The organism is Clostridium sp. D46t1_190503_E9 (genome assembly GCF_015555225.1).
Lineage (GTDB): Bacteria > Bacillota > Clostridia > Clostridiales > Clostridiaceae > Clostridium.
Genome location: NZ_JADNKB010000003.1, coordinates 150,279 through 165,228, shown reverse-complemented (window position 1 = coordinate 165,228; position 14,950 = coordinate 150,279). Strand labels below are relative to the sequence as shown.

General features: G+C 27.6%; 16 protein-coding genes. 13 read left to right on the top strand and 3 right to left on the bottom strand.

The window, feature by feature from the left end:
• Positions 1 to 5 precede the first annotated feature (5 nt).
• From sufU to I2E83_RS04480, 8 genes are all read left to right on the top strand, one after another.
• Entirely contained in the window at positions 6 to 437 is a 432-nt protein-coding gene (gene sufU / locus I2E83_RS04515; protein WP_142691171.1) for a Fe-S cluster assembly sulfur transfer protein SufU, read from the top strand.
• 219 nt (positions 438 to 656) lie between these two features.
• Positions 657 to 1,988 (top strand): hemolysin family protein, encoded by a 1,332-nt coding sequence (locus tag I2E83_RS04510; RefSeq protein WP_195262562.1) that lies wholly within the window; start codon positions 657 to 659, stop codon positions 1,986 to 1,988.
• A 69-nt stretch (positions 1,989 to 2,057) separates the two neighbouring features.
• Positions 2,058 to 2,498 carry a hypothetical protein gene (locus I2E83_RS04505; RefSeq protein WP_195262561.1) on the top strand — a complete coding sequence of 147 codons (441 nt, stop codon included), beginning with the start codon at positions 2,058 to 2,060 and terminating at the stop codon, positions 2,496 to 2,498.
• 76 nt (positions 2,499 to 2,574) lie between these two features.
• Positions 2,575 to 2,814, top strand: a complete 240-nt coding sequence (locus I2E83_RS04500) for a DUF1292 domain-containing protein (protein WP_195262782.1) — start codon at positions 2,575 to 2,577, stop codon at positions 2,812 to 2,814.
• Between the two features lie 120 nt (positions 2,815 to 2,934).
• The gene (locus tag I2E83_RS04495; RefSeq protein WP_195262560.1) at positions 2,935 to 3,165 is read left to right on the top strand and encodes a hypothetical protein; all 231 of its coding nucleotides are present in this window, start codon (positions 2,935 to 2,937) and stop codon (positions 3,163 to 3,165) included.
• A gap of 122 nt (positions 3,166 to 3,287) precedes the next feature.
• Positions 3,288 to 3,971 carry a Yae1 family protein gene (locus I2E83_RS04490; RefSeq protein ID WP_195262559.1) on the top strand — a complete coding sequence of 228 codons (684 nt, stop codon included), beginning with the start codon at positions 3,288 to 3,290 and terminating at the stop codon, positions 3,969 to 3,971.
• Positions 3,972 to 4,095: 124 nt separating this feature from the next.
• Positions 4,096 to 4,833, top strand: a complete 738-nt coding sequence (locus I2E83_RS04485) for a TIGR02206 family membrane protein (protein WP_195262558.1) — start codon at positions 4,096 to 4,098, stop codon at positions 4,831 to 4,833.
• A gap of 411 nt (positions 4,834 to 5,244) precedes the next feature.
• Positions 5,245 to 6,411, top strand: a complete 1,167-nt coding sequence (locus I2E83_RS04480) for an AI-2E family transporter (RefSeq protein ID WP_195428788.1) — start codon at positions 5,245 to 5,247, stop codon at positions 6,409 to 6,411.
• Positions 6,412 to 6,498: 87 nt separating this feature from the next.
• Here I2E83_RS04480 and I2E83_RS04475 read toward each other — a convergent pair whose 3' ends face one another.
• The 3 genes from I2E83_RS04475 to I2E83_RS04465 form a co-directional block, all read right to left on the bottom strand.
• Positions 6,499 to 7,299 carry a TPM domain-containing protein gene (locus I2E83_RS04475; RefSeq protein WP_195262556.1) on the bottom strand — a complete coding sequence of 267 codons (801 nt, stop codon included), beginning with the start codon at positions 7,297 to 7,299 and terminating at the stop codon, positions 6,499 to 6,501.
• Between the two features lie 2 nt (positions 7,300 to 7,301).
• On the bottom strand, positions 7,302 to 7,871 hold the full coding sequence (locus I2E83_RS04470; RefSeq protein ID WP_195262555.1) for a LemA family protein: 570 nt from the start codon (positions 7,869 to 7,871) through the stop codon (positions 7,302 to 7,304).
• A 96-nt stretch (positions 7,872 to 7,967) separates the two neighbouring features.
• Positions 7,968 to 8,867 carry a prenyltransferase gene (locus tag I2E83_RS04465; protein ID WP_195428787.1) on the bottom strand — a complete coding sequence of 300 codons (900 nt, stop codon included), beginning with the start codon at positions 8,865 to 8,867 and terminating at the stop codon, positions 7,968 to 7,970.
• Between the two features lie 215 nt (positions 8,868 to 9,082).
• Here I2E83_RS04465 and I2E83_RS04460 point away from each other — a divergent pair, with 215 nt between their 5' ends.
• The 5 genes from I2E83_RS04460 to I2E83_RS04440 all read left to right on the top strand — a co-directional run bounded on the left by I2E83_RS04460 (position 9,083) and on the right by I2E83_RS04440 (position 14,949).
• The gene (locus I2E83_RS04460) at positions 9,083 to 10,132 is read left to right on the top strand and encodes a galactose ABC transporter substrate-binding protein (protein ID WP_195428785.1); all 1,050 of its coding nucleotides are present in this window, start codon (positions 9,083 to 9,085) and stop codon (positions 10,130 to 10,132) included.
• 88 nt (positions 10,133 to 10,220) lie between these two features.
• Positions 10,221 to 11,720: a galactose/methyl galactoside ABC transporter ATP-binding protein MglA gene (mglA, locus tag I2E83_RS04455; protein ID WP_195428783.1), complete on the top strand. Its 1,500-nt coding sequence runs from the start codon at positions 10,221 to 10,223 to the stop codon at positions 11,718 to 11,720.
• Between the two features lie 16 nt (positions 11,721 to 11,736).
• On the top strand, positions 11,737 to 12,759 hold the full coding sequence (gene mglC / locus I2E83_RS04450; RefSeq protein ID WP_142691162.1) for a galactose/methyl galactoside ABC transporter permease MglC: 1,023 nt from the start codon (positions 11,737 to 11,739) through the stop codon (positions 12,757 to 12,759).
• Between the two features lie 23 nt (positions 12,760 to 12,782).
• A complete protein-coding gene (locus I2E83_RS04445; protein ID WP_195262551.1) occupies positions 12,783 to 12,947 on the top strand; it encodes a hypothetical protein in 165 nt (54 codons plus the stop codon).
• Between the two features lie 391 nt (positions 12,948 to 13,338).
• On the top strand, positions 13,339 to 14,949 hold the full coding sequence (locus I2E83_RS04440) for a response regulator (RefSeq protein ID WP_195428781.1): 1,611 nt from the start codon (positions 13,339 to 13,341) through the stop codon (positions 14,947 to 14,949).
• Position 14,950 lies beyond the last annotated feature (1 nt).

Sequence of the window (14,950 nt, the reverse complement as noted above, 5' to 3'; positions counted from 1 at the left end):
TATTAATGGATTTAAATGCTATATATACGGAACTTATAATGGAGCACAGTACTTCAAGACATAACAGAAGAAAGCTAGATAATCCAGATTTATCTGAAAAAGGTCATAATCCAAGTTGTGGTGATGAAATAACATTAGAGTTAAAAATGAATGGAGATATTATAGAAGACTTAGCATTTACTGGTCAAGGTTGTGCGATATCTCAAGCATCAACTTCAATGATGATTGATCTTATTAAAGGTAAAGATAAAGAAGAAGCCTTAAAACTTGTAGAAACATTTATTGGAATGATAAAAAGAGAAATAAATGATGAAGATGAACTTGAAGCTTTAGAAGATGCTATAGTTTTAAAAAATATATCAAATATGCCAGCTAGAGTAAAGTGTGCTGTTCTTGCTTGGCATACTTTAAAAGAAGCTATTAGTGAAGAAAACTAATAAAAGGTTAGGAAACTTTTGATTTCCTAACCTTTTATTATAGATATAATAAAGATCATTAGGTTTTAGAAGATATAGCTCAATATATATAAGTATTTTATAATAATTTTAAAAATTAAGACTATTTAATCTTTAGAGTTAAAAATAGGCATTTGTATGTACAAGCTTTTATATGATAGAATAAATTCACTATAATTTTAATTTAAGGAGAATGAATAAATGGAAGGAAGTCCCGGGAGTAGTTTTATTTTAATTTTAATATTGGTAGTAGTTAATGCATTTTTTGCATCTGCTGAAATGGCAATAGTATCATTAAATAAAACAAAAATAAACATATTAGCAGAAGAAGGAAATAAGAAAGCAATACTATTGAAAAACATACTAAAGGAGCCTAATAACTTCTTATCTACAATCCAAGTTGGAATAACATTTGCAGGTTTCTTTGCATCAGCATCGGCTGCAACATCAATTTCAGTTGGTTTTGCAAACATATTAAAGAATATTAATATTCCTTATAGTGAAAGTATTGCATTAGTTATAACAACATTAGCTATTTCATATTTAACATTAGTTCTTGGAGAATTAGTACCTAAGAGAATAGCACTTCAAAATTCAGAAAAAGTAGCTATGTTTTCTATAAAAACGATAATTCTAGTATCAAAAATAACTAAGCCATTTGTATGGTTTTTATCATTTTCAACTAATATTATTCTTAAGATTTTTGGATTTAAAACAGAAGGAATTGAAGAACAAATATCTAGGGAAGAAATTAGAAGTCTTATAGAAATTGGTGAAGAAAATGGAGCTATAAATCAAGTCGAAAGAGAAATGATAGATGGAATAATCGAATTTGATGATACTACAGCTAAAAAGATAATGACACCAAGAACAGAAACATTTTTATTAGATGTGGATGAAGATATTAGAGATTGTATTAAAACTATCTTAGATGAAAACTTTTCAAGAATACCTGTATATGAAGATGAAATAGATAATATTATAGGTATATTGCATATGAAGGATTTATTTGCAAGTATCGTTGAAAAGGGTATAGATAATGTAAAAATAAGAGATTTAATAAAAGATCCATGTTTCTTTATTGAAACAAAGAGTATAGATGACTTATTTAAAGAATTAAAAGATAAAAAGGCTTATATAGCTATTTTAATAGATGAGTACGGTGGATTTTCAGGTATAGTAACAATGGAAGACATTATAGAAGAAGTAATGGGAGAAATCCTAGACGAGTATGATGATAAATTAGATGTTGAAAAAATAGATGATAAAAACTTTGTTGTTAGTGGATTAATGACTTTATCAGACTTAAATGATTATTTAGATATAGAATTAGAGTCAGAAGTTGCCGACACTATAGGGGGATTTTTCATTGAAAAGCTTGGAGAAATTCCAACTACAACTAAAAATTGTGAAGTTGTAGCAGATGATATAACCCTTAGATTAGTAAAATTAGATGATAGAAGAATAGATAGAATTCATTTAATTATAAATAATAAAGAAAAGAAAAATGAAAAATTAAATGAAAATAGCTAAATAAATTCTTATTTAAAATGAATAATGCTCCTTTATAAATTAAACACTAATATAAAGGAGTGTGAAAACATGAATACAGAAGCTAAAGAACTAAATAAAGAATTAGAAGGAATTATAATGGGGGAAAATGAGATAGCAAGATTAAAAGAAAGAGCTACTGATTATAAAGTTATAGAACTTCTAGATAAAGTATTGATAACAGTTCAAAAAAATAAGGATTTAATAGTAAAAGAAATTGAAGAATTAAATGAAAAAGTAACTTATGACGAAGGTATTTGGGGAAAACTTTTAGAGGTGTTTAATAGCATTAAAGAAATGAACGTAGATACTGATAAGGAAATACTACAAACAGCTATTAAAGGTACAGAAATGGGATTTAAAGCTATTTTAGATTTCTTAATAAAAGACAATAATATACATGAGCATTTAAAGAAAAACTTAATAGAAGTATCAGATGAATATGCAAAGTTAATAAAATCTATGCAAGAATATTTATTAAAATTAACTTAAAGATACTTTTATTAATATATATGAATAAATTTACTAGATTAAAGCAAAATAAATTTAGTAAGGTAAAGGAGTGTATATTATGAGTGAAAAAATAATGTCTTTTAGTGATGAAAATGGAAATAAAATAGAATATGCAATATTAGAACAAAAATTAATATGTGGAAGTGAATATGTTGCTATGGCACCAGTTAAAGATAAGTCACATATTGAAATATATAAGATAAAATTTGATAAGAACTGGAATGAAAGCTTAAGTGAGGTAGAATCCGAAAAGGAAATAAACATGTTTAAGCAAGTTTCAAGTTTGAAATTTTAATTAAAAAATAAGCCAGAATAGAACTATCTATTCTGGCTTATTTTTTTAATTAAAATCATGGTAACAAATAAAAATGCCAATGAATAATATGAAGTAAAATAATTCTAGGAGCAATAAAGAATGAATAGTTATAATTTAATTATGAAACTCCAAGCAAAAATGCAAGATCCAAGATTTGCCGAAAGGTTCAATAGAATAGTAACTGAATTTAATAGCATTCCAGGAGTTCAACAAGAAGTTATGAGAATAGCACAGATAGAAGATGAGAAAAAAAGAGAAAAAGCTATATCAAAACTTCCTGATAGGGTAAAAAAACTTGTTAGAGAAGTTTATTCGTTATTAAATGAATAAGCTTATTAAGTTATTAATTATACTTAATAAGATAAACAGCAAACATTATAAAAAGTATTAACCAAAAGAAGGAACCATTCATATATTATATATTATGAGTATTATACAAGGAGATAAAAAAGATGGAAACAAATTATGAATTCAATAATGATAATTTTGAAGAAATATTAAGAAGAATTCAGAATGAAGAATCAAACCAATTTGTAGAAGAGGATTCAATAGATAATAATTTAATAGATAATGATTCATTCTTTGAAAATGATAATTTTGCAGATTTAGTGAATTTCGAAGAAGATATCGATAATGAAAATAATGAAAATAATGAATTTCTTGGCGAGGAACGTTTCGATGCATTTAATAATGAAGAATTCCGTGGTGGCTGTGGCAATAATAGCGGAATAATAAATTGTCGTCGATGCTTTGAAAGAGGATTAAGAGTGGGAGAAGAAAGAGGCTTTAGAAGAGGCTTTAGATGTGGTTTAATCAAGGGGAGAGAGCAAGGGAGACGTGAAGGATATTCAGAAGGATTTAGAGATGGATTCAGAAACGGTGTTTCTAGAGCAGAAGAATTAGCTAGGGCTAGTTTTGAAAGAGGTCTTAGACAAGGCTTTAGACAAGGGTTTAGGCAAGGCTTTGATAGAGGATTTAGAGAAGGTTGCAGGGTAGGTTTTCAAAGAGGCGTTAGAGTTGGATTTAGAAGAGGACGTGAAGATGCAATTAGAGAAATGATGAGATTCTTAAACAGTATGAGCCGAGGAAATAACAATAATAATAGAAATAACAATGGTTGTTGGAGATCTTGTTAATATAAAAATAATCTAATTCGATAATAATATGATAAGACCAGTATAGTAAATACTATACTGGTTTATTTTTTTAGAATCATTTTATTATTGATGTCATATTGATAAGTTAGAAGGAGGAGATATAATGAAAAATTTTTTTATATTGCAAAGACCTAATAAAAACTATCAAATGAGTAATATGGAGCAATTTATTCCAATAATAATAATGATATTAATAATAGTGTTATTAGTAGTCTATAGAAATAAGATAAGAAGAAATGATAAGATTGAAAAAATGATAAGATATACATTAACATGTTTATCATCAATTATATTTATATTTTATTATTTGATAACATGGTTAATAAATGGAGTAAAAGTAGATAATTTGCCTATACATCTTTGCTATATTGTAAATATACTTTGTATTATTTTGGGATTTACAAAAAATAAAAAAATATATGATTTTGTTATTTGCTATGGAGTTATAGGCGGAGTAGCGAGTCTAATATCTATGGATACTTCTTTATCTAGCATGTACTTAAAATATTATCAGTTTATGATATCCCATATTTCAATAATAGTAATTCCAATATACTTTTTATTAGTACATAGATATTATCTAAAGGAGTATAATGTAATAAAATTATACTTATTATTACAGGTAATGGGTTTTGCAGTCGGGATATTTAATCATAAATTTAATACTAATTATTTCTTTGTATTATTTAATTCAAATTTAGCAGCAAAAGGGACTATTCTTGAAGGGTTAGGAGAAGGATATAATTATTTCATAAATTTAGAGGTATTGGTATTAATATATACAGGATTAATATATCTATTAGCAAAAGTTTTTAATAGAAAAATAAAACATACTGTGTAACATTTAGAGAATAAATATAATTTAAATTGAAATATATTATAATTGAAATATATTTCAATTTAATCTGAGAGTAATATCTAAAATAGATATATGGAATGATTTAACTGTAATTTCATTTTTATTAGAAATACCAGGATTAATTTGAGTAATTTTAGATATATATTTTTAGAAACTACTTTAATTCTTTAATATTTGGAATAGTAATTATAATTGTATATAAGTTGATATAAAGAAAATAAGAAAATATAGCGTAGATTGTGAGTAATATATAGTGTAATTTTACATAAGATTAATATTATAATAATGAATAATTAATTAAATTTCACTAAAAATGTCCATTTTAAGACTAAATACATTATAATTATTATAAAGGTTAACATAAAAAAATATTATAGTAAAGAGAGGTATGTAATGAAAGTAAATTGGAATAGTAAATATACAACAATAGCAATATATTCATTTATAGTTGCAATTTCAGTTATATTATTTTATTTAGCCATATCACAAGTAACTATATTTACAGATAAGCTAGATTCTATATTAGTTATTATGCAGCCATTTATAATTGGATTTGCTATTGCATATATAGTGAATTTTTTATTGGACTTTTATGAAAATAAGATTTTTGAAACAAAATATGTGAAAAAGGTAAAGCTAAAATCAAAGAGAGGTATAGCTATACTATTTTCTTATGTAACTGCTTTTTTTATAATTAGTATGTTCATTAAATTTTTATTACCTCAGTTAATTGATAGTATTGTTGGATTGGTAAATGATATCCCTACATATATAACTAACACTACAAAGTTTGTAAATGAAACAATTTTGAAATTGAATATAGAAGAACAATATTCTCAAGTTCTAATGGATAACTTTAATAACCTAGTTAATTATATAATTAAATTTGTTACGAATTTAATTCCAGCATTAGGAAGCTTTGTAGCAAGTGTTGCATCAAGTATATGGAATGTAATTTTAGGAATAATTATTTCAGTTTATTTATTAATAGATAAAGAAAAGTTATGTGCACTAAGTAAAAAAATAACTTACGGATTACTTCCACAAGTACACGCAGATGAGATTATAAAATTAGTTGATAGAAGTAACTATACATTTGGAAGATTTTTAGTTGGAAAGATAATAGACTCTTTAATTATAGGAGTATTAACATTTTTAATATTAACTATATTTAAAATGCCATATACAATACTGGTTTCAGTTATAGTTGGTATAACTAACATTATACCTTTCTTTGGACCATTTATAGGTGCAGTACCATCATTTATAATAATATTATTTGTATCACCTATACAAGCTTTATGGTTTCTACTGATAATATTCTTTATACAACAATTAGATGGAAATGTAATAGGGCCAAAGATTTTAGGAGATTCAATAGGAATATCAGCTTTTTGGATATTATTTTCTATATTAGTTGCAGGAAAGTTATTAGGTATAGTAGGTATGATAATAGGAGTTCCTTTATTTGCTATTTTCTATTCTATAGTTAAGGAATTTATAGAAAGCAGGCTAAGAAAAAAAGGACTAAAAACAGAGACAAAAGAATATATGAAATAAGATTAAAAAATCATGTATATAGAAACTGAATATTCTATATACATGATTTTTAATTTTATATAAGGTTCTATTATCTTAAATTTGAGATTACCAGCTTCCAGAGGAGCCACCTCCATTAGAAGATCCTCCACCGAAACCTCCAAATCCACCAGATCCACCTCCGCCGAAGCCTCCACCTCCGCCACGAGGACCTCGTCTTCCTATATTACTCCAAAAAATTATTTGAAGTAATGAAGAAGAAACTCTTCCACGGTTAAAGAATAAGTCTAAGAAGAAGAAAATAACTAATATTCCTATTAGAATATTTCCTGAAAAGTTACGTGATGTTTCTTGAGATTCCTTTGGAATAGATATATTTAAAGATTTACTTAAAGTAACTCCATATTCCTCAGCAATTAAATCAGTAAAAGCACTATAGCTCTTTATTATACCAGAACCATAGTTTTCATTTTTAAAATCATCCTTAGCTAAAGATTGCATAACTCTGTTACTTAGGGCATCTGGAATAACGCCTTCTAAACCTCTTCCAACCTCAACTCGCCAATTTCTATCGTTTATTGCAACAAGAAGTAATAAACCATTATCTTTATTTTTTTGTCCAATTCCCCAAGAACGAAATAAATTTATAGCATAATTTTCAATTGGAATATTATCTGTAGTATCTACTATTACAACAATAGATTGAGCTCCAGTTTTATCCTCTAGTTCTTTACCCAATGATATAATAGTTTCTATTTCATCTGATTTCAGTATTCCTACATAATCATTTACATATTTATAATTTGTGGGAGAAGGATAATTAGTAGCTGCTGAAACTGTTAATGAAAAACTCAGTATTAATAAAAGAGAAGATACTAAAAGTTTTTTTAATATATTACTAAAATTCATATTTATCTAGAGAAATCAACTGAAGGTACTTCATTAGCACCATCACTTGCTTTATAAAGTTGTTTCTCTTGAAAGCCAAACATTGAAGCAATTATATTAGTAGGGAATCTTCTCCTTTTAGTATTATAATTAGTTACAGCTGTGTTATAATCTTGCCTTGCAACAGCTATTCTATTTTCAGTTCCTTCTAATTGAATACTTAAGTCCTGAAAGTTTTGGTTAGATTTTAAATCAGGGTATCTTTCAACAACAACTAATAATCTAGAAAGAGCATTTGATAATTGACTATCTGCATTTGCTTGTTCTGATATGTTTGTTGCACCTGAAAGCTTACTTCTAGCATTAGCTATATCAGTAAATATATCCTTTTCTTGAGAAGCATATCCTTTAACTGTATTAACTAAATTAGGTATTAAATCAGATCTCCTTTGTAATTGAGTATCTATATTAGATTCTGATGTATTAACAAGCTGCTCTAGAGATACTAAATTATTGTAGCTAGATATTATAGGAAAAACTAATATTACAATAACAACAAGTACAGCTATTAATACCTTGGTTCCTTTTTTCATATAAAAATACATCTCCTTTCTATATATAAATTATTATATGTAGAAAGAAGATGTATTATTAAAGATTTACTGTATAATCTGGATTAATAAGAGTTATCATAAAAATAATGCTAATATTAAAATAAGAGTAAATGTCCAATGTAAATTATTTGTATAAGGAATTCCAAGCTTTTCAAATTTACAAACTGATCTATGAGCCTTTAGTGCTATTGGAAATGTTAAAAATACTAATAAAGAAGTAATAGGATAAAATCCTGATATAACATATATTAAAGTTAAAAAATATGAACCAAAAACTAAAAATCTATAAATATATGTACTATATTTACTACCAATTCTAACACTTAATGTTCCAAGACTTAAATTAGCATCTCTTTTAAAATCTCTCATTTCATTACTTATCATTAGCGCTGGAATAAGAAATGAAGCTGGTAATGAAAGTAATATTGGGTATATGCTTATAGATTTAGTAAAAGGATAAGATGCACCTAATACCATTAGTGGACCCATGGTTATAAAAGAAATTGGAACTCCGAGTCCTTTTCTTTTAAATACAAAGGGTTCTCCTGTATAAGCGTAAGCACCAAATATTCCTATCAAACCTATAATAAACATTTTAAAATCAGTTATGTATATAAGATATAATCCAATTAGTGAAGCTAATGCAAAACAACACATTGCCCAAAGAAAAACATAAATATCAAAATAAGTTCTAGTTACGCCTAAAAAATTAACCTTTCTACCGCTTGGCCTATAATATCTAAAGCTTCCTTCAAAATAATCATTTACTAGGTTAGCTCCTGATTGAGCTAGAAGTCCAGCTACTGTTATTAGGATAACTAAAAAAATATCATTAGTACTAGACCAATTAATATATCCCATTTTATCAGCAGCAATAATCCCAAGAGTAGTAGATCCAATTGCTAATGTTAACGAAAAAGGACGGAATGCTTTCCAAGAATCCTTAATAAATTTCGATAGATACTCTTTATCCACTTTAATCACCTCATATATTTAATTGCAATTTTAAATTTTATCATAAAAGGATAGTTCTTTCAAATTATTAAAATATATAAAAAAATTATTATCTAAGAATTTCGATAGAAGTGTTAAGTTTTTCGTATGGAAGTTATTACAAGATAAATTTATAATGATTAATGTAAACGAAATCAATTGAGTGTTAACGATTTTATAAAAGGTGGAGGGTTAATATGAAAAAAGTAAAAAAATTACTTACAATGGCAATGGCTACTGTTATGGTTACAGCTTCATTAGTTGGATGTAGCGGAAATGGTGGAAGCTCTAATGGTGGAGATACTTCAAAAGGAGACAAGGTTAAGGTTGGAGTATGCTTATACAAATTTGATGATACTTATATTTCTACAGTTCGTCAAAACTTAGAAAAAATACAATCTGAAAATCCAGATAAAGTTGAGTTCACTTTCTATGATGGAAAAGGTGACCAAGCTACTCAAAATGACAGTATAGATACATTACTTCAAAAAGATGTAGATGTTTTATTAGTTAACTTAGTAGATACAGGAGCTGCACCAACAGTAATCGATAAGATTAAAGCTGCTGAAAAACCTGTAGTACTATTTAATAGAGAGCCATCATCAGCAGATGCAATAAAATCATATGATAAGGCTATATTTGTTGGAACAAATGCAAAAGAAGCTGGAATTATGCAAGGAGATATCCTTTCAGAGGCATGGGAAAAAGATAAAGCTGCTATAGATAAAAATGGAGATGGAATATTACAATATGTAATGCTAAAAGGTGAACCTGATAATCCAGAAGCAGTTGCAAGAACTCAATATTCTGTTTCAACTTTAAATGATAAAGGAGTTAAGACAGAAGAATTAGCACTTCAAGTTTGTAACTGGGACCAAGCATTAGCACAAAATGCTACTGAAGCATGGTTCTCAAAATTTGGTGATAAGATTGAAGCTGTAATTGCTAATAATGATGGTATGGCTCAAGGTGCTATAGCTGCATTACAAGCTCAAGGTTATAACAATGGTGATGCTGCAAAAACTATCCCAGTTGTAGGTGTTGATGCTACAGCAGCAGCACAAGACTTAATTGGAAAAGGATTTATGTTAGGATCAGTTCTTCAAGATTCAGAAGGAATGGCTAAAGCTTTATATGAAACAGGAATGAATTTAGCAGCTGGAAAGAACGCTATAGAAGGTACTAAATATGAGTTTGATGATACAGGTATTGCTGTACGTATTCCATATCAACCATACGTTAAATAATATGTAAAGAAATAAATTTCATTTAAACTGCATAGTGTAATTTTCACTATGCAGTTTAATAAATAATAGAAAAGTGGTGAAGTAAGTTATGGCAGATACAAAATATGTTCTTGAAATGACAGATATATGCAAAGAGTTTCCAGGAGTTAAGGCGCTAGATAATGTCCAATTAAAAGTAAGACCAGGAACTGTACATGCTTTGATGGGTGAAAATGGAGCAGGTAAATCTACTTTAATGAAATGTTTGTTCGGTGTTTATATTGAAGATGGCGGAGAAATATTAATAGATGGTGCAAAAAGTAAATTTTCTAATCCAAAGCAAGCAATGGATAATGGAGTTGCTATGGTTCACCAAGAATTAAACCAAGTTTTACAAAGAAATGTTATGGATAATATATGGCTTGGAAGATATCCAGGTAATGCTGGAGTTGTAAGTGAAAAGATAATGTATGAAGAAACTAAAAAAATATTAGATGAACTTGAAATAGATGTTAATCCAAAAGTTAAAATGGCAAAATTATCTGTTTCTCAAAGACAAATGGTTGAAATTGCAAAAGCAGTTTCATATAATGCAAAAATACTTGTTTTAGATGAACCAACATCATCATTGACTACAGAAGAAGTTAAACATTTATTTAGAATAATTAATAAATTAAAGGCTAAAGGCTGCGGTATTATATATATTTCTCATAAGATGGAAGAAATTCTTGAAATTTCTGATGACGTTACAATAATGCGTGATGGTAAATGGATAGATACAATTCCTGCAAAAGATCTTACAACTGATAAAATAATTAAGTTAATGGTTGGTCGTGATTTGACTAATAGATTCCCACCAAAGACAAATAAGCCAGGAGAGATAATATTAGAAGTTAAAAATCTAACTGGTACATATCAACCATCTATAAAGGATGTATCCTTTGAACTTAAAAAAGGAGAAATTTTAGGGGTTGCTGGACTTGTTGGATCAAAAAGAACGGAATTATTAGAAACTATATTTGGAATAGCTCGTCATAATGAAGGCGAAGTAATATTACATGGCAAGAAAGTTGAAAATACAGATTCAAGAAGAGCAATAAAAAATGGATTTGCATTATTAACAGAAGAACGTAGGTCGACAGGAATATTTGGACAACTTGATATAAAATTTAATACAATGATTGCTAATATAGATGGATATAGTAAATTTGGTGTGTTAGATAATAAAAAGATGACTGAAGATACTAAATGGACAATAGATAGTATGAAGGTAAAAACTCCAAGTCAAAAGACGGCTATTAGAACTCTTTCAGGAGGTAACCAACAAAAAGTAATTATAGGAAGATGGCTTTTAACTAATCCAGAAATACTACTATTGGATGAGCCAACAAGAGGAATAGATGTTGGAGCTAAATATGAAATTTATCAACTTATTATAGATTTAGCTAATAAAGGCAAAGGGGTTATAGTTGTATCCTCAGAAATGCCAGAGTTATTAGGAATATGCGATAGAATACTTGTAATGTCAAATGGAAGAGTGGCAGGGATAGGTGACGCAGATAAATTGTCACAAGAAGATATTATGGCTATGGCTGCTAAATATATTTAGGATAGAGGTGTAACTTATGAACAAAGTTAAATTTAATAAAGAGTCTTTACAAAATTTCCTACTAAATTATGCACTATATATAGTATTGTTTATAATGATAGTGTTCTTTGTTATAAAGGAACCAGGGTTCCTTTCATTGAAGAATTTTACTAATATTTTAAGTCAAGCATCAACACGTGGTATTCTTGCATTAGGGGTAGCAGGGCTTATAGTACTTCAAGGTACAGACCTTTCAGCAGGCCGTATATTAGGCTTTACAGCTATAATATCAGCATCATTATTACAATCAACAACATATGCTGCTAGAATGTATCCAGATCTACCAGCGTTACCACTAATATTACCAATGCTTTTAGCAATAGTTATAGGTGGTATATTTGGTGCAATAAATGGATTTGGGGTTGCAAAACTGAAGGTTCATGCATTTATTATTACTTTAGGTACTCAGCTTATAGCTTATGGAGCATCATGCTTATATATTGATAGACCTCCACTAGGAGCTCAACCAGTTGCTAACTTAGATGAAAGATATACAAGATTCGTTAATGGTTACTTAAAGTTAGGTAGTGTAGAAATTCCATATTTAGTATTCTATCTTGCAATAGTTGCAGCTATTATGTGGTTTGTATGGAATAAAACAAAGCTTGGTAAGAATATGTTTGCTATTGGGGGAAATCCAGAAGCAGCAGCAGTTTCAGGTGTTAACTTAGTTAAGAATATAATGATTATATTTATAATATCAGGTGTACTTTATGGACTAGCTGGATTCTTAGAAGCAGCTAGAGCAGGATCTACAACAACAAGTACTGGATTCAACTATGAATTAGATGCAATTTCAGCTTGTGTTGTTGGGGGAGTGTCATTTACAGGTGGTATTGGTACAATTCCAGGAGTTCTTATAGGTACAGTATTACTACAAGTTATAAACTATGGATTAAACTTCATTGGAGTAAATGCTTACTGGCAATATATAATAAGAGGTTTAATAATAATAGTAGCTGTTTCACTAGACGTAAGAAAATATATAGCTAAAAAATAATTCGAAAAGGGAAATGATGTTAAATGGAAAATGAAACTGTAAAAGAAAAAGTAGAGGAAGTTCCTAAAAAAACTGTAAGGGATACATTATACGGTAATTTAGATGTATCAGTTAAAACAATGGATAGAGTTATTGCAGTATTGTTTGTATTATTAGCATTGTCATTGATAATAGGAATATTAGTATAAAATATAATATTATTCATAGAAATAGGATGAGAATTATAATATCTCATCCTATTTTTGCTGTTTGATAATATTTACATGAAAAAAATTACAAAAATATGTTATAATTAATTTTAAGATTTAGAAAATTTGATATAGATTAAAAATTATTTGTTTTATAAATTTGTTTTTTATTTCTTTATAATGGAATAAAAATATTAAACCATATAAATATTTAATTATTTGTATAGAGTGTTATATTAATCTTACTTATTTGATGTTAGATAGAGTAATGATTAAATAAATATAATGAGGTTAAAAAATTATACATATAAAAAATATGTTGTTAAAGATATACTTTTAATCAAATTTATTCTTTTAGAAATCTATATTTTTTTATATAGGAGGACTATTTATGGGGTTATATAAACTAATGATTGTAGATGATGAAGAGGAGATAAGACTTGGCGTTATAAAAAAAATCAATTGGGAAGAACAAGGATTTATTGTTGTAGGTGATGCTGAAAATGGACAAGAAGCCTTGGAAATGGCAGAAAAGTTACATCCAGATGTAATAATGACAGATATAAAAATGCCATTTATGGATGGATTAGAGTTAGGTAGAAAAGTTATGGATATAATGCCTTCTACAAAAATAATAATATTTTCAGGCTCTGATGATCTTGAATATGCACATAAGGCTATAAAAATAAATGTAGTTGAGTATGTTTTAAAGCCTATTAATTCAGTTGAACTTATAGAAGTTCTAAAGAGATTAAAAGAAAAATTAGATACAGAATATGATGCAAAAAGAAATGTGGAAACATTAAAGAATCATTATATAGAAAGTATTCCAGTAATAAGAGAACAGTTTCTTATTGGAGCTTTAGAAGGCAGGATAACTAGAGAAAAGTGGATAGAAGATGAGAAGAAATTAGGACTAGATTTTATAGAAAAATACTTGTCAGTTGCAATAATAGGTGTTGATGGAAATATAAGCTCTAATGAGGAAGATTTAGAATTACAAAATGATATTGGTTTATTATCTATATCAATAAAAAGCATAGTTGATGAAACAATGGAGAATTATTGCAAGTTTATTAGCTTTCCATATTTAGATAAGGTTGTGGTTTTGAACAGCTTCTATGAAAAGGATAACATAATGGGCTTTATAAAGGTATTAAATGAAGTTTGTAAAGTTTATGAATGTATATTTGGAAGTACTATATCTGTAGGTGTAGGTAGGATATGTGATGATATATCAAAAATAAGATTTTCATATAGCACAGCTCAAAGTGCATTAAATTATAGGCCAATAGTGGGTAATGGAAAAACTATATATATTGATGATGTTGAGCCAGACAATTCAATTCAATTACAATTTGATGAGCAAGATGAAGTTAAATTTTTAAATGCTATTAAATTATTAACAGAAAGTGAAATACAAGAAGTTGTAAATAATATATTTAAAGTAGTCGAAGAATCTTGTATACCATTAGAAAAGTATAGAATTTATATAATGGAGATACTAACATCCATGCTTAAATTAACTCAAACATACAATATAGAAATTAATAATGTTTTTGGTGAAAATTTCAATTGTTATATGGGGTTAGACCATTTAGATTCAATACAAGAAATAAAAGAATGGTTTATAAGTAAGGCTATTAAGTTAAACAAGCTTATAAAAAAAGAACGTGTTAATTCTTCAATGCTTTTAGTGGAAAAAGCTAAAAGCTATATAAAGGAAAATTATAATGATTTTGAAATATCAGTTGAAAAATTGTGCTCAAAATTACATGTGAGTCCAACTTATTTTTCTACTATATTTAAGAAAGAAACAGATATGAGTTTTGTAAATTACCTAACTTCAGTACGATTGGAGGAAGCTGTAAAACTATTAAATACTACTGATGATAAAACATATGTGATTGCTACAAAAGTTGGGTATCAAGAAGCAAATTATTTTAGTTATGTATTTAAAAAGAAATTTGGAATAGCACCATCAAGATATAGAAAGAACTGAG

Coding starts and splice junctions, on each gene's coding strand:
- I2E83_RS04495 (WP_195262560.1), top strand. CDS start 2,935: ATGAATAGTTATAATTTAATTATGAAACTCCAAGCAAAAATGCAAGAT.
- mglC (WP_142691162.1), top strand. CDS start 11,737: ATGAACAAAGTTAAATTTAATAAAGAGTCTTTACAAAATTTCCTACTA.
- I2E83_RS04490 (WP_195262559.1), top strand. CDS start 3,288: ATGGAAACAAATTATGAATTCAATAATGATAATTTTGAAGAAATATTA.
- I2E83_RS04485 (WP_195262558.1), top strand. CDS start 4,096: ATGAAAAATTTTTTTATATTGCAAAGACCTAATAAAAACTATCAAATG.
- I2E83_RS04470 (WP_195262555.1), bottom strand. CDS start 7,871: ATGAAAAAAGGAACCAAGGTATTAATAGCTGTACTTGTTGTTATTGTA.
- I2E83_RS04440 (WP_195428781.1), top strand. CDS start 13,339: ATGGGGTTATATAAACTAATGATTGTAGATGATGAAGAGGAGATAAGA.
- sufU (WP_142691171.1), top strand. CDS start 6: ATGGATTTAAATGCTATATATACGGAACTTATAATGGAGCACAGTACT.
- I2E83_RS04505 (WP_195262561.1), top strand. CDS start 2,058: ATGAATACAGAAGCTAAAGAACTAAATAAAGAATTAGAAGGAATTATA.
- I2E83_RS04460 (WP_195428785.1), top strand. CDS start 9,083: ATGAAAAAAGTAAAAAAATTACTTACAATGGCAATGGCTACTGTTATG.
- I2E83_RS04480 (WP_195428788.1), top strand. CDS start 5,245: ATGAAAGTAAATTGGAATAGTAAATATACAACAATAGCAATATATTCA.
- mglA (WP_195428783.1), top strand. CDS start 10,221: ATGGCAGATACAAAATATGTTCTTGAAATGACAGATATATGCAAAGAG.
- I2E83_RS04445 (WP_195262551.1), top strand. CDS start 12,783: ATGGAAAATGAAACTGTAAAAGAAAAAGTAGAGGAAGTTCCTAAAAAA.
- I2E83_RS04475 (WP_195262556.1), bottom strand. CDS start 7,299: ATGAATTTTAGTAATATATTAAAAAAACTTTTAGTATCTTCTCTTTTA.
- I2E83_RS04510 (WP_195262562.1), top strand. CDS start 657: ATGGAAGGAAGTCCCGGGAGTAGTTTTATTTTAATTTTAATATTGGTA.